This window comes from Humibacillus xanthopallidus (genome assembly GCF_006717145.1).
Classification (GTDB): domain Bacteria; phylum Actinomycetota; class Actinomycetes; order Actinomycetales; family Dermatophilaceae; genus Humibacillus; species Humibacillus xanthopallidus.
The window spans coordinates 2,006,766-2,023,794 of sequence record NZ_VFQF01000001.1 but is presented as its reverse complement, the minus strand read 5'-3'; the positions used below and the strand labels follow the sequence as shown (position 1 = coordinate 2,023,794).

18 protein-coding genes are annotated in these 17,029 nt (G+C 69.6%); 9 read left to right on the top strand and 9 right to left on the bottom strand.

The annotated features are described in order from the left end of the window. Nucleotides 1-17 precede the first annotated feature (17 nt). The 5 genes from FHX52_RS08880 to FHX52_RS08860 all read left to right on the top strand — a co-directional run bounded on the left by FHX52_RS08880 (nt 18) and on the right by FHX52_RS08860 (nt 3,986). Nucleotides 18-419 (top strand): FAD synthase family protein, encoded by a 402-nt coding sequence (locus tag FHX52_RS08880; RefSeq protein ID WP_141821558.1) that lies wholly within the window; start codon nt 18-20, stop codon nt 417-419. A gap of 70 nt (nt 420-489) precedes the next feature. Then, nucleotides 490-1,065, top strand: coding sequence for a GtrA family protein (locus FHX52_RS08875; RefSeq protein ID WP_141821557.1), 576 nt, complete (start codon nt 490-492; stop codon nt 1,063-1,065). 3 nt (nt 1,066-1,068) lie between these two features. After that, on the top strand, nt 1,069-1,932 hold the full coding sequence (locus FHX52_RS08870; protein ID WP_141821556.1) for a glycosyltransferase family 2 protein: 864 nt from the start codon (nt 1,069-1,071) through the stop codon (nt 1,930-1,932). A gap of 42 nt (nt 1,933-1,974) precedes the next feature. Continuing rightward, entirely contained in the window at nt 1,975-3,003 is a 1,029-nt protein-coding gene (locus tag FHX52_RS08865) for a glycosyltransferase (protein ID WP_221630527.1), read from the top strand. Continuing rightward, nucleotides 3,000-3,986 (top strand): NAD-dependent epimerase/dehydratase family protein, encoded by a 987-nt coding sequence (locus FHX52_RS08860; protein ID WP_141821555.1) that lies wholly within the window; start codon nt 3,000-3,002, stop codon nt 3,984-3,986. Before FHX52_RS08865 ends, FHX52_RS08860 begins: the two co-directional genes overlap by 4 nt. Nucleotides 3,987-4,063: 77 nt before the next feature. Here the strand turns inward: FHX52_RS08860 and FHX52_RS08855 are convergent, their stop codons facing one another. After that, a complete protein-coding gene (locus FHX52_RS08855; RefSeq protein WP_141821554.1) occupies nt 4,064-4,447 on the bottom strand; it encodes a DUF2304 domain-containing protein in 384 nt (127 codons plus the stop codon). Next, on the bottom strand, nt 4,447-5,115 hold the full coding sequence (locus FHX52_RS08850; protein ID WP_246069706.1) for a glycosyltransferase family 2 protein: 669 nt from the start codon (nt 5,113-5,115) through the stop codon (nt 4,447-4,449). The genes FHX52_RS08855 and FHX52_RS08850 overlap by 1 nt, the downstream gene beginning before the upstream one ends. Nucleotides 5,116-5,320: 205 nt before the next feature. On the opposite strand from FHX52_RS08850, the gene FHX52_RS08845 reads away from it, so the two are divergent. Together FHX52_RS08845 and FHX52_RS08840 are read left to right on the top strand one after the other, a co-directional pair. Continuing rightward, nucleotides 5,321-6,355, top strand: coding sequence for a glycosyltransferase (locus tag FHX52_RS08845; protein WP_141821552.1), 1,035 nt, complete (start codon nt 5,321-5,323; stop codon nt 6,353-6,355). 70 nt (nt 6,356-6,425) lie between these two features. Then, the gene (locus FHX52_RS08840; RefSeq protein ID WP_141821551.1) at nt 6,426-7,646 is read left to right on the top strand and encodes a lipopolysaccharide biosynthesis protein; all 1,221 of its coding nucleotides are present in this window, start codon (nt 6,426-6,428) and stop codon (nt 7,644-7,646) included. Here the strand turns inward: FHX52_RS08840 and FHX52_RS08835 are convergent. Continuing rightward, entirely contained in the window at nt 7,631-9,244 is a 1,614-nt protein-coding gene (locus tag FHX52_RS08835) for an ArnT family glycosyltransferase (protein WP_141821550.1), read from the bottom strand. The genes FHX52_RS08840 and FHX52_RS08835 overlap by 16 nt on opposite strands. Before the next feature lie 266 nt (nt 9,245-9,510). Between FHX52_RS08835 and FHX52_RS08830 the strand changes: the two genes are divergently transcribed. After that, entirely contained in the window at nt 9,511-10,086 is a 576-nt protein-coding gene (locus tag FHX52_RS08830) for a 1-acyl-sn-glycerol-3-phosphate acyltransferase (protein ID WP_185747143.1), read from the top strand. 110 nt (nt 10,087-10,196) lie between these two features. Here the strand turns inward: FHX52_RS08830 and FHX52_RS08825 are convergent, their stop codons facing one another. Together FHX52_RS08825 and FHX52_RS08820 are read right to left on the bottom strand one after the other, a co-directional pair. Continuing rightward, nucleotides 10,197-10,853: a CoA transferase subunit B gene (locus tag FHX52_RS08825; protein ID WP_141821549.1), complete on the bottom strand. Its 657-nt coding sequence runs from the start codon at nt 10,851-10,853 to the stop codon at nt 10,197-10,199. A gap of 1 nt (nt 10,854) precedes the next feature. Further along, nucleotides 10,855-11,646, bottom strand: a complete 792-nt coding sequence (locus FHX52_RS08820; RefSeq protein ID WP_141821548.1) for a CoA transferase subunit A — start codon at nt 11,644-11,646, stop codon at nt 10,855-10,857. A gap of 311 nt (nt 11,647-11,957) precedes the next feature. On the opposite strand from FHX52_RS08820, the gene FHX52_RS08815 reads away from it, so the two are divergent. Further along, entirely contained in the window at nt 11,958-13,853 is a 1,896-nt protein-coding gene (locus FHX52_RS08815) for a peptidoglycan-binding domain-containing protein (protein ID WP_141821547.1), read from the top strand. A gap of 32 nt (nt 13,854-13,885) precedes the next feature. Here FHX52_RS08815 and FHX52_RS08810 read toward each other — a convergent pair whose 3' ends face one another. The 4 genes from FHX52_RS08810 to FHX52_RS08795 are packed head-to-tail and all read right to left on the bottom strand — an operon-like array spanning nt 13,886 to nt 16,941. Beyond that, nucleotides 13,886-14,623, bottom strand: coding sequence for a TIGR03089 family protein (locus tag FHX52_RS08810; RefSeq protein ID WP_185747142.1), 738 nt, complete (start codon nt 14,621-14,623; stop codon nt 13,886-13,888). A 5-nt stretch (nt 14,624-14,628) separates the two neighbouring features. Continuing rightward, nucleotides 14,629-15,780 (bottom strand): LCP family protein, encoded by a 1,152-nt coding sequence (locus FHX52_RS08805; protein WP_141821546.1) that lies wholly within the window; start codon nt 15,778-15,780, stop codon nt 14,629-14,631. Then, nucleotides 15,770-16,258 (bottom strand): DUF2304 domain-containing protein, encoded by a 489-nt coding sequence (locus FHX52_RS08800; RefSeq protein ID WP_141821545.1) that lies wholly within the window; start codon nt 16,256-16,258, stop codon nt 15,770-15,772. Before FHX52_RS08800 ends, FHX52_RS08805 begins: the two co-directional genes overlap by 11 nt. Then, on the bottom strand, nt 16,255-16,941 hold the full coding sequence (locus FHX52_RS08795; RefSeq protein WP_141821544.1) for a glycosyltransferase family 2 protein: 687 nt from the start codon (nt 16,939-16,941) through the stop codon (nt 16,255-16,257). The genes FHX52_RS08800 and FHX52_RS08795 overlap by 4 nt, the downstream gene beginning before the upstream one ends. Nucleotides 16,942-17,029: the final 88 nt, after the last annotated feature.

Sequence of the window (17,029 nt, the reverse complement as noted above, 5' to 3'; positions counted from 1 at the left end):
TCTCAAGGAGGAGCCCGTTGTCCCCGAGGACCGTCATCACCTTCGGCACGTTCGACGTCTTCCACGTCGGTCACGTCCGGGTGCTCCAGCGTGCCGCCGAGCTCGGCGACCGCCTCGTCGTAGGGGTCTCGTCCGACGCCCTCAACTTCTCCAAGAAGGGCCGGTCGCCGGTCTTCAACGAGGACGAGCGGATCGAGATCATCAGCAGCCTGCGCGTCGTCGACGGCGTCTTCCTCGAGGAGTCGCTCGAGAAGAAGCGCGACTACATCGTCGAGCAGCACGCCGACGTCCTCGTCATGGGTGACGACTGGGCCGGCAAGTTCGACTGGGTCAAGGACGTCTGTGACGTCGTCTACCTGCCGCGCACGCCCTCCGTGTCGACGACCGGACTCATCGAGCACATCGCCGGCCTGTCCTGAGGAGCCCCGCCCCGCCGGTGCCTCGCGCGGCGATTGGGGCCCAGGAGGCGCCTGCCACTACCATCGATGGGTGCCTCAGACCTCCGACCCCGACAGCGGCGCCCCCGTCGTCGTGGGTGGCCAGAGGCCGCACGACGACAACCTGCCGCCCGGTGTCAGCGGTGAGGACGGTCTGCTCTTTCGCATCATCAAGGACCGGCGAGTCGCCTTCCTCTTCGTCGGTGGGCTCAACACCGCCATCGGCACGATGTGGTTCCTCCTCTTCGACTGGTGGCTCGGCACCAAGTGGAACGGCTACGGCCACTACCCGGCCCTCGTGCTCACCTACATCGTCTCGATCCTCTGCGCGTTCGTGCTCTACCGCAGGATCGTCTTCAAGGTGCACGGCAACGTGCTGCGCGACCTCGCGCGCTTCAGCACCGTCTACATCTCGGCCTTCGCCATCAACCTCGTGCTGCTCTGGGTGATGGTCCACGTCTTCCACTGGCACCCGTTCCTGTCGCAATGCCTCATCACCTTCGTGACGACGGTGCTCAGCTGGGTCGGTCACAACCGGTACTCCTTCCGCCGCCCCACGGTGGAGGACGACGCACCAACCGCCGCGCCGGGCGCGCAGTCCCTCACCGTGCGACCCCAGGAGAAGTGAGCCGTGGCCCCGACCGTTTCCGTCGTCGTGCCTGCCTACAACAACGCCGACTTCATCGAGGCGACCCTCGACTCGATCCTGGCCCAGACGTTCACGGACTTCGAGCTGCTCGTCGCCGACCACTCGAGCACCGATGACACGTGGGAGCGCATCCAGCGCTACGCCGACGACTCCCGGGTGCGGCTCATGCAGACCCCCGCCGGCGGAGGCGCACCAGCGAACTGGTCCCGCGTCACCCGCGAGGCGACCGGCGACTACCTCAAGCTCGTCTGCGGTGACGACCTCATCGACCCGCGCTGCCTTGAGCTGCAGGTCGATGCGATGGCGACGCACCCGCAGGTCGTCCTCTGCTCGAGCCGACGCACGCTCATCGACGCACACAGCAACACGGTCACCGAGGCTCGCGGCCTGGCGGGCCTCACCGGGCTCCAGCCCGGGCGCACCGCCGCCCGGCGAGCCGTCATCGTCGGCTCCAACATCTTCGGCGAGCCCGCGTGCGTGCTCATGCGCCGCGATGCCCTCGAGCGGGCGGGTGGCTGGGCCGACTCGGAGCCCTACGTCATCGACCAGCAGACCTTCTGCAACGTCCTCATGCTCGGCGACTTCTTCGCCCTGCCACAGTCGCTCGCGAGCTTCCGCCTCAGCGCCTCGCAGTGGAGCGTCAACCTCGCTCGGCAGCAGTCCGACCAGGTCGTGCGCTTCCACCACCGCCTCGCTGCGGAGAACCCCGGGCTCCTCTCGCGCGCAGACCTCGTGCGCGGCGACAACCTCGCGCGGGCCATGGCCTACGTCCGGCGCCTCGCCTACATCTGGCTCGGTCGCAAGATGACGCCGCCGGACGCCGTCCTCGAGCAGACCACGGCCTGAGCCGGACGGAGCGAGGCGTCAGTGATCCCCTACGCTCGTAGCGTGTCCGACCCGCAGGCCGACCCGCAGCCCGAACGCACGCACCGTATCTCCGTGGTGACCCCCGTCTACAAGGGGGAGCGCACCCTGCCGGACCTCGCGAAGGAGATGACCGCCCTCCGGGGCGAACAGATCACCCCTGACGGGCACCGATGGGAGCTGACCGAGTGGCTGCTCGTGCACGACAACGGCCCGGACTCCTCCGCCGACACGATGGCAGCGCTCGCCGAGGAGCACGACTTCGTGCGTCCGATCTGGCTCAGCCGCAACTACGGCCAGCACCCTGCGACCCTCGCGGGCATGGCCTCGAGCAGCGGCGACTGGATCGTCACCCTCGACGAGGACGGGCAGCACGACCCCGCCGACATCGGCCGCTTCCTCGACGTCGCCCTCGCCGAGAACGCCCAGCTCGTCTACGCCGAACCGACCAACGAGCCGCCTCACGGAGCGCTGCGCAACCTCGCGTCCAAGGGCGCGAAGTGGGTCTTCGCGAGCTTCCTCGCGGGCGGCGCCGTGCAGACCTTCCAGAGCTACCGACTCATGCTCGGAGAGCTCGGCCGCAGTGTCGCGGCGTATGCCGGTGCCGGCGTCTACCTCGACGTGGCCCTGGGCTGGGTCGTCGACCGCATCTCGCACGTCGACGTCGAGCTGCGTGAGGAAGGTGGTCGTCCGTCGGGCTACAGCATGCGCCGCCTTCTCTCCCACTTCTGGCGGCTGGTCCTCTCGAGCGGCACGCGCGGCCTGCGTGTCGTGAGCGGCCTCGGTGTCGCCTTCGGTCTGGCCGGCATCCTCTTCGCGGTCTATCTCATCATCTCGGTGAGCCTCGGCAAGCACACCCCCGAAGGGTGGACGTCGAACATGGTCGTCGTGCTTCTCAGCACCGGTGCCATCCTCTTCTCGCTCGGCATCATCGCCGAGTACATCGGGGTGGCCGTCGGGATGGCCATGGGCAAGCCGCCGTATCTCATCATCAGCGACCCGGGCACAGGGCCGCTCGGCCGGCGTCCCGGGTCCCGAAGCACCACTCGATGACCGTGGGGCAGCCCCCGCTCACCTGGGTGGTGGGTTCCGGGGGTCTGCTCGGACAGCACGTCGTGGCGGCCCTTCGGGGGCGGGCTCCGGTTCTCGACGCCCCGCGCGTCCCGTGGGACGACCCGGAGCAGGCCGCCCGGGTGCTTGCCGACACGGCGCGGCAGCTCCTGGCGGCGGCGGGCGAGGGGCCGTGGCAGGTCATCTGGTGCGCCGGCGCAGGTGTCACCGGATCGTCGGTCGCGTCGTTCGAGACCGAGCACCGATTCCTCGTCACCGCTCTCGAGGGGCTGCGTGGGACTGCGGAACAGGCATCCCGTGGCGTCTTCTTCCTCGCGTCCTCCGCGGGCGGCATCTATGCCGGCGCGGGTGCCTCTCCCTACGACGAGTTCTCCCCGGTCAGGCCGTTGGCTCCTTACGGGTGGGCCAAGCTGCGGGCCGAGCAGACCGTGACCGACTGGGCCGCGGGGGGCGCCTCCGTCGTGATCGGTCGGATCGCCAACCTCTACGGACCCGGTCAGAACCTCGACAAGCCGCAGGGGCTCGTCTCGCAGCTCTGTGCGGCCCACCTCGAGCGGCGTCCCTCATCGATCTGGGTCTCTCTCGACACGCTGCGCGACTACCTCTACGCCCCCGACTGTGCGCAGATGGTGCTCGACTGCCTCGATCGCGCCCGCTCGGAGCGGGCGGCCCCTGGCGTCCTCGGCGCCGCAGCCGACGAGGCGCCCCACGTCGTCACGAAGATCCTCGCCACCCAACGCGCGATCACCATCGGCGCGGTCATCGCCGAGCTCCGACGGATCTTCCGCCGCCGCCCGTCGATCATCCTCGGTGCGTCGCCCGTGTCGGCGATGCAGTCGCGCGATCTGAGTCTGCGCTCCCGGGTGTGGCCAGAGCTGGACCGAAGGACACTGACCACCTTCCCGGCTGGGGTGTCGGCGACACTCCAGGACCTCCAGGTTCATCTGCAGCAGCGGGGAGGCTGACTCGCCCGTCCTGACCCGGGACCTGGCGTGACGTCGTAGGGGGCCGTCCGTGCCGTTGGTCCGCCTATCCGGCGGGCTCAGGTCTGACGTGAGCCAGGCGTCTGTCCCGCCTCGGGTCTGGGCGGGCCGTCCTTGTGGATGGCGTCCTCGATGGCGAGGGAGCGCACGAGCCGACGAAGGTGCTGGTCCGTGTCTCGTAGCCGGAAGTAGAGGCCGAGGGTGGTCAGAACGAAGACGACGATCAGCAGGTAGAGCAGCAGGTCCGTGCCTCGGGTCACTCCGAGAAGGTTGGCAATGGCCTGGGGGATGTCCGGGTCGATGATCGACACGATCGCAATGGCGGCCAACGCCAGGACGAGGACGCGAGAACCCGCGCGCAGCTCTACGCGCTGCCTGTTGCGGAAGACGATCACGAGAATGAGGACCGCGGCCACGACCAGCGGAATCTTGATGTATTGCATCAGCGACCTCGCAGCATCTTGTTGATGAGCACATCGACGCCAATGTTGACCGAGTTGATGGACCTCTGGCCCTTGGCTCGGGAATAGTCGGTGTAGAGCACGTGAACGGGATACTCCTCGTAGGTCGTCTGGTGCTCTGACATGCGAGTGAGGAACTCGCTCGCCCAGCTCATGTCATGCGACTTGAGATCCAGGACTCCGGCGAAAGACCGACGGAAGACCCGGAGGCCCTGGTGAGCGTCAGTCAGTGAGATGCCCGTCGTGAGACGTTCGAAGACGACTGCCGCCCGGAGGAGCGCCCGTCTCGACCTCGACATGCCGTCTACCGTCCCGAGAAACCGTGAGCCGATCAAGACGTCGACGTCGGACTTGCGCAGGTGCTCCACCATGGACACGACGTCCTCGACGCGGTGCTGGCCGTCTGCGTCGAACGTGACGAAGATCTGGGCGTCCGGATCCCGCAAGGCAAACTCGATGCCCGTCTGATACGCCGCGCCGGCCCCCATGTTGACCGGGTGCTGTACGAGCCGCGCGCCCGCGGCGACGATCTCGCTGGCGGAGTTGTCGCGCGAGCCGTCATCGACGGCAACCACGTGGGGGAAGTGCTCTCGCACCTTCTCGAGCACCCCGCGTACGACGGGTCCCTCGTTGTAGCAGGGTACGATCACCCAAACGTCGTCATTGCGGCGTGTGGGGCCTGACTCCATGAAGCTGTGATCCTTCGCGTCGGGTGTCCGAGCCCGCTAGAGCGAGAGCTAGGCTTTGCCACGATGATCTCCGAAGATCTGTGGCGTTGGCGGGCGCTGTGTCGGCTGGCCGATGGCTGCTGGCGCCGTTCCGACGCATCACTGTACCCGACGATAATGGAAGCCCGTGAACACGCGCAGACGTAGTGTCATCGTCCTCGGTTTCGGCGCAGAGTCCCACCTCGAGAGCGTTCTGAGCGCCATCGACGCCGACTGCATCGACGACGACGAGATCATCCTGGTCGACAACGGCATCGAGTCGCGGAGCGCTCGGCAGGACGCCTGGCCGTCGCGGGTCCGCGTCGTCGGCGACGGGAGGAACACCGGATTCGCAGGTGGCTGCCACCGGGGTGCCGAGGCGGCTGAGGGGGACGTCTTCGTCTTCGTCAACTCCGACGCCGTCATCCGGCGCGGCACCCTCGACGCCCTGACACGCGGCACCCTCGAGCCGGGGGTGGCGATCGCCTGCGGCCGCCTCCTGCTGGCCGACCAGCCCGACCTCGTCAACTCAGTCGGCAACCCCTTGCACTTCAGCGGCATCTCGTGGGCGGGCTCGTGCGGAGAGGTGGCGACTGCGCACGAGACCGAGCAGGACGTCACCGTGGCGACGGGTGGTCTTCTCGCGATGAGCCGCGACATGTGGGACGCCTTGGGCGGGTTCGACGAGATGTACTTCGCGTACAACGAGGACACGGATCTGTCGCTCCGGGCCTGGCTTCGGGGTTGGCGGGTGCTCTATGTGCCGGACGCCGTCGCGGAGCACCACTACGAGTTCGGACGCTCGCCTCTCAAGATGTATCTGGTGGAGCGGAACCGCCTCGTCACCGTGCTCACGGACTACCCGGACCGGCTCCTGCGGGTGGTGCTGCCAGCGATGGTGGGCATGGAGGCGCTGCTCCTGGTCCAAGCCCTGCTCCAGGGCTGGTCGGCGCAGAAGCTGCGTTCGTGGTGGTGGATCGCACGGCATGCCGGAGTGCTCCGCGACCGGCGGGCACGCGTGCAGGCGCAGGTGACCGCCTCGGATGCGGATATCGCGCGACTGCTCGTGTCACGTGTCGAGCCACCGATGATGTCGCTTCCTCCGGGTATGGGCGTGGTCAACGGGGGCCTGGACGCCTACTGGCGTCGAGCCCGGAGGTCGCTGGTCGCCCGTGGTCAGTGAGGTCCCCGCGCCCCCTCCCACGGGATCGGCTCGTCGCCTAGCAGTCGTCAACGCTCTGCGCAGCGGGACCGTGACGGTCGCGCTGGGTCTGGGCTTCTTCGGCCTGTCGACCTATGTGTTCACAGCAATCGTGCTGCGCGCCCTCGGGCCGGAGCGGTTTGCCGACTTCAACCTCTTCTGGGGGCTGGCCTACGGCATCGGGCTCGGGGCCATGCTGCCGTTCGAGCAGGAGGTGAGCCGCCGCACCGCCACCGCCGTTCACACCGACGGCAGAGTGGGCCGGATCCTCACTGCGGGCGCCACCGTGGCCATGGCCTTCTCCGCGGTTCTCGGGGTGCTTGTCCTGCCGTTCGTGATCCATGCCTCGGGGGGTGCCACCGGTGTCCTCTGGCTGGTGACCACGTGCTCCTTCGTGGCTCTGGGCATCGCCTACGTCTCTCGCGGCGCGCTCTCCGGCCAGAGTGCGTTCGGTCGGTACAGCGCGCAGCTCGTGGCCGAAGGAGCGGTCCGGCTGCTGCTGGTGGGCCTGTGTGTCGCCATTGGGCTCGTCAATCCCTGGGGGTACGCCGCTGTCGTCCCGGTGGCGTTGACGGTGGCGGTCGCCGTCACGTGGCGACGTGATGAGCGACTGGTCCGGACGTCACGGTCGCTGGTGCGCGACGTCGCCCTGTCGATGGCTCCGTTGGTCGTCGCCTCGCTGATCTCGCTGACGCTCGTCAACCTCGGGCCGGTGGCCATCAGGTACGTCCAGGAGGTGCCTGACCCCACCCACGACGGCAGCTACCTGGCTGCAGCCTTCATTGCCAGGCTCCCCATCTTTGCCTTCGCAGCCGTCCAAGCGGTTCTCATGCCACGGCTCGCGCGGGCCGTCGTCCGCAACGACCCTGCTGACTTCCGCGCGACGGTGCTTCGCGTCCTGGCGCCGACCGTCGGGCTGGGCCTGCTCGGCGTCATCGCGGTCGCCGTGGCAGGCCCGTGGCTGCTGGGTCTGCTCGCGGGTCCGCAGTACGACCTACCGCGGGTCGACATGGTGCTGCTGACGGCGGCATACGCCTGCTACCTGCTGACGCTGGTCCTCCAACCTTCGGCGGTGGCACTCGGCGAACATCGGGCGAGTGCCGTCGTCTGGGTGGTCGGGGCACTGACCTTCTCCATCGCGTGGGTGCTTCCGACCCAGGCTTCGACCGCTGTGAGCATCGCCATCGCCACGGTCAGCGTCACCGTGTCCGCCGGGCTGGCATGGGTGGTCGGGCGTGGCCTGTCGTCCCGGTTCGCTCAGCGCACCTCGTAGAGGACGTAGCCGTCATCGGGTGAGGCATAGACGCGTTCCCACGTGTCCGGAACGGTGGGGTGGCGCTCCCGCCACGGCTGGAGGGCGTCGGTGCAGAAGGCGCACGGGCTGTTCTCGGTGGCCACCAGCAGGGCGAAGTCGCCGGGCTGGGGTTGTCGTGGTCCGGTGATGGACCTGACGGTCGCGTTCCACTGCTGGGGTCCACCGAATGCCGGTCGCTGGTAGACGGGCAGGATCCGAGCGGACTGCCAGTCGGTGAAGACGGAGACATCCTTCGACGGCGCGCGCCTCGCCAGCTCGGCCGAGATGCCGGCCATGGGCGTTCCGCCGTTGGGCGCGACGAGTGACGACGACGACACCGCTGGTACGAGGGCGAGGAGCGGTGCCGCCACGAGCAGGACCGACGCGAAGGCATGGACCAGCTGGGGTCGGGGAGGTTGGGCGTGGCTCATGGCGCCCCTGACGAGCACGTGCAGGGCGCCGGCAACGGCAAGGGCGATCCAGGGCACGAACTGGATCCAGTAGCGCTGGACATCAAGACGTCCGGCCGGGTGGCTGGGGACGAAGAAGCCGCTCACGCCGACGAAGAGCACGTAGGAGGCGATGAAACTGCCTGCGGCCAGCCGCACGGCGGTGTTGCGAACGAACAGGGCCAGGACCGCGAGCGCTCCGAGTGCGAGGAACCACACGCCCCCCGGGACTTCGCGCTCGATCGTCAGCCGTGGGATCAGCGTCAGGTAGTCGAGCCGAGGCAGGCCCACGAACTGGTCCACCACGGCGAGGTCACCGGGGTTGGTCGTCGTGCTGAGGTCCTGCCGCGTGAACGTGTGGAGCTTGAGCAGCGGGTCGCCGTAGGCGACGGCACTCACTGTGACGTCGACCGCAGCCCAGAAGAGGATGGGGACTGCCGTGAGCACGGCGTTGCGCCACACCCGGCCCTGAACCCACAGGACGATGATGACCGCGGGCCACGCGAACAGGGCCGTCTCACGGGCCTCGAAGCTCCACCCCAGCAGGAAGCCTGCCGCCACGGGTAGAAGGTCGCTCCCGCGGCCCCCGGTGAGCTGGCGACCACGGGCAGCGACGGCAAACACCAGCGCAGCCATGACGAGGGAGATCGACGGGACGTCCGGATAGAACCGTGACAGGTTGATGAAGACGATCCAGTTGCTGATGAGCAGGACCACGGCGGTGATGGCGGCGATGTGTCCCCACCATCTCCGGCCCAGGAGATAGACACTCCCGGCGAGCACGCCAGAAGCCAGGATCGCCGGAGCATAGAACGTGACCGCGGCATGGCCGAACGCCAGCACCACGGGCCCCAGCGGAATGATCATGCCGTAGCGGGTGTACCCGAGCGGCACCCACGTGTCCTGGGGGAACTCGATCGCCGCCATGCCGTAGTGCCACGGGTCGCTGGACACGATCTCGGTCCGGAACACCGTCGCAACGACCATCGTGACGAGGACGACTGCTCCGGCGACGACGAAGTCGCTCCGACTCCAAGGGCGCCCTGCCAGCCCGTCGGTCCTGGTCGCCGACGGGGGATCCACCGTGTCAGGGCTGTCCGAGGTCGTCACCGAGGTCTGGCTCGCCATCAAATACGCATTTCGCTCTGGGGCGGACACATCCACCGGGCATGGTCATTGACTGCTGGACACGGGCTGTCAAGAGATCCGTCGGTGGTGCAGGGTGGAACGCTCGATGACCGGGCAGTGCCCAACACGTCCGAATTCTAACCGAGCGACGAATGAGTGGTTGGCCACCTCCCGGCTGCAGCGCGGCCCCGCCCGCTCGAATGTCGCCGTCCCCTAGGTTGGAGGGGTGGGGCGCACGTGGTGCGCCAGTCCCCGGAAGGAACGTCATGAGGAGTCGACTCGCCAAGCTCGTGCTTCGGCTCAGCGGCTGGACCGCGGTCGGGGAGGTGCCTCGCACCGGCGTGCTCGTCGGCGCCCCCCACACGTCCAACTGGGACTTCGTCATGATGCTGCTCATCATGTGGAGAGGCGGGGTGACGCCCCGCGTGCTCATCAAGAAGGAGCTCTTCCGCGGTCCGCTCGGCTGGCTGCTGACCCGGCTCGGCGGGCTCCCCGTCGACCGCGCCAACCCCGGCAGCGTCGTGCGGGAGCTGATGCGCGAGGCCCGCAGCGGCGAGCCCTTCCTGCTCATCCTCGCCGCCGAGGGCACGCGGAAGAAGGGCGAGTACTGGAAGTCGGGCTTCTGGCGCATCGGCCGGTCGGCCAAGCTGCCGATCGTGCTGGCCTTCATCGACGGCCCGAGCCGCACGGCGGGCTTCGGCCCGACGATGATGGCGACGGCCGACGTCGTCGCCGACATGGACAAGGTCCGCGAGTTCTACCGCGACAAGCGGGGCATCCACCCCGAGCGGCGCACGGAGCCGCTCCTGCGCGAGGAGCTGACGGCCGGCGGCGGCAGCTGACGGTTCCGCCCGCCACCCCGCGCGGTGGATGGTCCGGTGGGGCAGCGGGCGGATGGCTCTGCGGGTGGTGCGGGTCGCGGCGTTGGACGGCGCCGGATGGTGGTCCTGCGTCAGCCGTGCCTCGGCGCCGGCTGGAGGTCGACGACGAGGTCGGGTTCGGTGCGGTCGCGGACTTCTTCTTCGGTGACGTCGGGGGCGAGCTCGCGTAGGACGAGGCCGGTGGGGGTGATGTCGAGGACGGCGAGGTCGGTGATGATCCGCTGGACGACACCGCGACCGGTGTAGGGCAGCGAGCACTCCTTGACGATCTTGTAGGAGCCGTCCTTGGCGTTGTGTTCCATGAGGACGATGACCTTCTTGGCGCCGTGGACGAGGTCCATGGCGCCGCCCATGCCTTTGACCATCTTGCCGGGGATCATCCAGTTGGCGATGTCGCCGCCCTGGCTGACCTGCATGGCTCCGAGGATGGCGGCGTCGACCTTGCCGCCGCGGATCATGCCGAAGGAGGTGGCGGAGTCGAAGAAGGAGGCGCCTTTGCGCAGGGTGACGGTCTCCTTGCCGGCGTTGATGAGGTCGGGGTCCTCGTCGCCGTCGAGGGGGTAGGCGCCGACGCCGAGGATGCCGTTCTCGGACTGCAGGACGATCTCGACGTGGTCCGGGACGTAGTTCGGGACGAGGGTGGGCAGGCCGATGCCGAGGTTGACGTAGGCGCCGTCGGAGAGCTCAGCGGCGGCGCGGGCGGCCATCTGCTCGCGGGTCAGTGCCATCTCAGGCCTCCTGCTCGGTCGTCGTGCGTGGGCGCACGGTGCGGCGTTCGATGCGCTTCTCGACGGCCTGCTCGGCGGTGAGGGGCAGGACGCGTTGGACGAAGATGCCGGGCAGGTGGATCTGGTCGGGGTCGAGCTCGCCGGGTTCGACGAGCTGTTCGACCTCGGCGATGGTGGTGCGGGCGGCCATGGCGCAGAGCGGGTTGAAGTTGCGGGCGGACTCGTGGAAGACGAGGTTGCCGTGGCGGTCGCCCTTCGCGGCACGGACGAGGCCGAAGTCGGTCGTGATGGCCTGCTCGAGGACGAAGGTCCTGGTCTCGCCCATCCAGTCGAAGTCCTGGGTCTGCTTGGGTGGGGAGGCGATCGCGATGGTGCCGTCGGCGGCATACCGCCAAGGGAGCCCGCCCTCGGCGATCTGGGTGCCGACGCCGGTCATGGTGAAGAAGGCGGCGATGCCGGAGCCGCCGGCGCGCAGGCGCTCGGCGAGGGTGCCCTGGGGGGTGAGCTCGACCTCGAGCTCGCCGTGGAGGTACTGCCGTTCGAACTCCTTGTTCTCGCCGACGTAGGAGGAGACCATGCGGCGGATCCGTTTGTCACGCAGCAGGATCCCGAGGCCCCAGTCGTCGACGCCGCAGTTGTTCGAGACGGCTTCGAGGTCGGTGAGGCCCGCGTCGTGGATCGCGGTGATGAGCACGGAGGGGATGCCGCAGAGGCCGAACCCGCCGACCGACAGCGACATGCCGTCGGTGATGCCGGCGATGGCCCCCTGGGAGGAGGAGACGACTTTGTCCATGCTCCGGACTCTATCCGCGTCGCGTGTCCAGCCTGACGTGGGGTGACCCCACAGGAGCCGCGCCGGACATGTCGCCCACCCACGTGACCCGAGGTCATGCGCCCCGGCCTCGTCCGCGCTCTGTGATCCCCGTCTCACGGGGAGCGACGCCTCGCGCCCCTGTGTGCGCCACCCATGCTCACGGGCGGCCACCGGGTGACGGGTGGGGCGAAAGAACACTCGTGTAATTCAGAGTGACCACTTGTGATGGGTGTGACGGGAGTGCATAAATGGTCAGGTTGTGCCATCCCTGCGCTGAATCGAGACCCGCCATGACCTCCCGCCGACGCCAGCTGGGCCTCGTCCTCACCCTCCCGGCCCTCGTCGCACCGGCCGTGGTCATGCCGGCCGCCCCGGCAGGCGCAGCAGTCAAGGCGCCGCCGACCAAGAGCCTTCCCGCAGCGCTCGACGTCTACGTCCCCTACCAGGGCCAGACGATCTGCGACCCGCGACCGCGCCCCGGTGTGGTCGCCTTCGCCACGCTCATGACCACCCACTACGCCATGGGCTCGCTCGCGCTCATCGGCCGCACGTGCGGCAGCGGTCCGTCCGAGCACTACGACGGGCGGGCCTGGGACTGGATGCTCAACGTCAACAACCCGTCGCAGGAGGCGGTCGCACAGTCCGTCCTCGCCTGGCTGACGGCGCCGGACAAGAACGGCGTCCAGGGGGCGATGGCCCGCCGGTTCGGGATCATGTACATCATCCACAACCGCAAGATGTGGCGCTCCTACGCACCCGAGCGCGGCTGGGCTCCGTACTACGGCAGCTCGCCCCACACCGACCACATCCACTTCAGCTTCAACTACAACGGCGCCGCCGGCCGCACGTCGTGGTGGACGGGAGTGGCGCAGAAGACCGTCCTCACGACGCTCCCGCCGGCCGGGACGACGCTTCCGTCGAGCCCGACGACGCCGCCCGCGCCGACGCCCTCGACCCCCGTGCCGACCCCGGCGGGCGTGCTCTCCTTCGGCATGACGAGCGCTGCGGTGAAGACGCTGCAGACCCGCCTCGGCGGTCTGCCGGTCACCGGCTACTTCGGCAGCCTCACCAAGGCTCGGGTCATCGAGTACCAGAAGTTCGTCGGGCTGCCTCAGACCGGGGTCGCCGACCTCCGCACTCAGGAGATCCTCGCTCAGCGCGGCTGGCGCACCGTCGCCGCCGCCTATCCCACGCTCAGCCTCGGCATGACGTCCGCGGCGGTCAAGGTGCTCCAGACGAAGCTCGGGAGCGTCCCGACGACCGGCTACTACGGGACCCTGACGAAGGCCCGCGTCACGGCGTACCAGAAGTTCGTGGGCCTGCCGCAGACCGGTGTCGCGGATCCTGTGACGCAGGCCCGCCTGTGGGTCCGCGGGTGGACCGGAACGGCGGCACCGAGCGTGACCACCTACCCGACGCTGCGTCTCGGCATGACGTCGGCGGCCGTCAAGACCCTCCAGACCAAGCTCGGCAGCCTGCCGACCACGGGCTACTACGGCACGATGACGCAGGCGCGCGTCACGGCTTACCAGAAGTTCGCCGGCCTGCCCCAGACCGGCGTCGCCGACTCCCGCACGCAGCAGGTGCTCTACACCCGCGGCTGGTCCACCGCCGCGGCCGCCTCGTTCACGACACCCTCGGCCGTCACCTCTGCCGTCGTCACCCCCGCAGTCCTGACCGACAAGGAGCCCGCGATGACCACCTTCGCGACCGCACCCTCCAGCTCCAGCCCCGGCGTCGCCCACGTCGAGGTCGACACGGCCTACACCCGCTTCAAGGACCTCACGCTCGGGGTCGGCTCGCGAGGCGCCGCCGTCCGGGTGCTCCAGCGCGGCCTCGGCGGCCTCGCCGTCGACGGGGTGTTCGGCTCGGTCACGCGCGACAAGGTGGCCGCGCTCCAGCGCTCCGTCGCCATGCCGGCGACGGGCGTCGTGACGCCGGAGGTGTGGGAGGTCCTCGAGGCGCGGGACTTCCCGTTCGCGACGAGCCGCTCGACGGTGCTGCGCGAGGGCGACACGGGGGCGCAGGTCGTCGCCGTGCAACGGCTCCTGGGGATCCGCGTGACCGGCGTCTTCGACCGCATGACCCGCGACGCCGTCAAGACGGCGCAGGCCCGTGCGGGGCTCGCGAGCACCGGCGTCGTCGCGTCACGCACGTGGTCGCTCTTCGACCGGCTCTCCGCGTAGGCGACGAGACGGGCCGGACGGCATACCGGCGGCTAGTCGCGCGCGTCGACCGTCACGGACTCGGAGGCCAAGCGCTCGGCGTCACGGGCGCTCTCGCCGCGCGTGATGACGACCGAACCGTCGGCTGCCCAGGCTGACAGGCAGCCGCGCAGCACCTTCTCCACCGAGCCGCGCAGCACGACCCTCGGGGCGTCGCCCCAGGCCGTCACCGGCACGACGAGCCTGCCGTATGCCGTGTCGCCGGCCTCCGTGGCCAGCGCGACGTCCGCACGCTCGGGGTCGGCCATCGGTGAGAAGACGTCACCGTGGGTCGAGAGCTCACGGGCCTCGTCGACGGCGCCGGGGGCCTCGGTGGCGCGGGGGCTGGACCGCGCGAGGGCGGCGAGGGTGACGAGCACCGTGTCACCCCCGTGAGCAGCTGCGCGCTCGGGGGAGTCGGTGACGAGCACGTCTGCGCCAGTAGCGGATTCGCCGAGAACGACGGTCGCGCCGACCGACCAGGTCGCGAGCGCCCAGTAGACCGAGCGCCAGTGCGCCGGCAGGTCGATGCCGACGGTGGTGCCCGGCTCGGCGGCAGCGTCGTCCTGCAGGAGGTTGGCCGCCTTGGACACCCAGTTGGCGAGCACGCGCCCCGAGAGCTCGATGCGCTCGCCGGTGGTGGGCCCGGGCTCGTCGTCGTACCACGTCAGCCGGGGCCGGGCGGAGTCGGCGGCGAGCAGCCGCGCGAGGAGGGGGGCGGGCAGGGGTTGGGTGCTCGGTCGGTCGGCCACGGCGGTCAGCTGCCCGACGGCTCGGTCGGCACGGTGCCCGCGGGTGGCTCGGTGAGCGGCTCGTCGTTCTTGATCGCCGCGAAGAGGGCCTTGGCCCGCTCGGTGTCCCACTTGACGGCGAGCCCGGCGTTCGTGCGGTAGGCGAGGTCGCTCGTCGGCACCGACAGCGACAGGCCCTGGTCGTTGCTCACGGCCCGCATCGCCTGGAGCACCCGGACGGCGTCCATGAGGCCGGTCTCGGTGCCAACGGCGAGGCCGGCGGCGGAGGCGTCGGCGAAGGCCTTGTAGCGCCAGGGGAGGAGCACCGTCGCCGGCGTCGCTGCCTGCTTCATGAGGGCGCCGAGGAACTGCCTCTGGCGGGCGGCGCGGCCGATGTCGCCCAGCGGGTCCTCGTAGCGCGAGCGGACGTAGCCGAGCGCGTCGGCTCCGCCGAGGGTCTGGCACCCCTTCTTGAGGTCGATGCCGGCCTTGGGGTCCTTCATGTTGCGGGGCACGCAGAGATAGACGCCGCCGACGCTGTCGACGACCGACGCGAAGCCGCCGAGGCCGATCTCGACGTAGCCGTCGATGTGGATGCCGGTGACGTTCTCGACCGTCGCGGTGAGCAGCTTGGGGCCGCCGATCGAGTAGGCGGCGTTGATCTTGTTGGAGTTGTGGCCGGGGATCGGCACGTAGGAGTCGCGGGGGAGCGAGACCATGACCGGCTTGCCGCCGCTCTCCGAGACATGCACGAGCATGATCGTGTCGGTGCGGTTGCCGGCGGCGTTGCCGGTCGCGTACTTCTTGCGCTGCTCCTTGGTGAGGCCGGCGCGGCTGTCGGAGCCGACGAGCAGGTAGTTGTGCCCCGAGGTGTCGACCGGGCGCTCGCCGTCAGGGATGTTGTCGACGCGGGCGACCGAGTTCCAGGCGCTGACCGGCACCCAGATGAGGAAGGCGATCCACGAGGCGAGGAGGATACCGACGACGAGCAGCACGAGCCGCCCCTTGCGGCGGCGGGGGGCGGGCTCAGGCGCCAGCGCCGAACCCGGCCCGTTCGACCGGGGCGCGGAGGGGCCGGACGATCCGGATGATCCGGACGAGCGCTTGGGCCGTCGACGGGTGTCGACGACGTAGGCGTCGTCGGGGGCCCCCTGGGGTCGGCGGGCGTCAGTCGGCATCGGTGGCCTCCGGCTGGAAGGGTCGGGCACTGGGGGGCCAGGCATCGCCGGGAGCTCCGGCTTCGCTGTGGCTTCCCGAGTCGGTCCGGGCCCCCGGCGCGGCGGGGGACCCAGTCTCAGCCCTCGACCTGTGGATCTCTGCCGGCTCGCTCTCGTCGAGGGCGATCCGCCGGGCGAGCCGTGTGTAGCGCGTCTCCATCGCGCGGAAGCGCTTGTAGGTCGTCACGACGAAGCCGAAGAAGGCGATGACGAGGCCGTAGAGGATGAGGTCGGCGCCTCGACCGACCCCGAGTGCGCGCGCGAGGTTGGTCCAGGTCTTGCTCGGGTCGATGATCGAGTAGACGACGAGGGCGAGCAGCAGCAGCAGGCCGAGGCGGCGCAGTGCCTGGGTCCGCTGGCCCGACCCGATGAGCAGCCGCCACGCGACCGCGAGGACCCCGGCGATGAGCAGGACCTGGATGATGCTCTGTCGGCTCATCGCCAGATCAGCTCCGCGAGGATGTTGACGGCGTTCCAGAGCGACTGGCCCTTGGCCTTGGAGTAGTCGGTGTAGAGGATGTGCACGGGCTCCTCCGCGTAGGCGACCTTGGCCCCGTCGAAGCGCATCGCGCCGATCTGCGCGACGATCTCGGAGGCGTGGGCCATGCGGTTCTGGGTGATGTCGAGCCGCTCGACGACGTCGCGGTGCAGCACCCGCAGGCCGTTGTGGGCGTCGGTGAGGCGCGTCCCGGTCGTGAGGTTGGTGTAGGCGACGGCGGCGCGCAGGACGAGCCGCTTCGAGGCCGACGCCTCGGTGCGCTCGTCGAGGAAGCGGGAGCCGAAGACGACCCGCACGTCGCCCTGCCGGATGCGATCGACCATGACCTCGACGTCGTGCACCTGGTGCTGGCCGTCAGCGTCGTACGTGACGACGTAGCGCATGGCGGGGTCGCTGAGGGCGTAGTCGAACCCGGTCTGCAGGGCGGCGCCCTGCCCGAGGTTGACGGGGTGGCGCACGACCGCGGCGCCCGCGAGCTCGGCTGCCTCGGCCGAGCCGTCGCGTGACCCGTCGTCGACGCAGACGATGTTGGGGAAGGTGGCGCGGGCCTCGCGGACGACCTCGGCGATGACGGTGGCCTCGTTGTAGAGCGGCACCACCAGCCACACGTCGTCGTTCTGCATGCGGACAAGCGTAGGGCCGTCCGCCGTCACACCCGACCAGCGCGCTCGACCAGCGCGCCGGGCCAGCGCGCCGACCGGCGCACCCGAC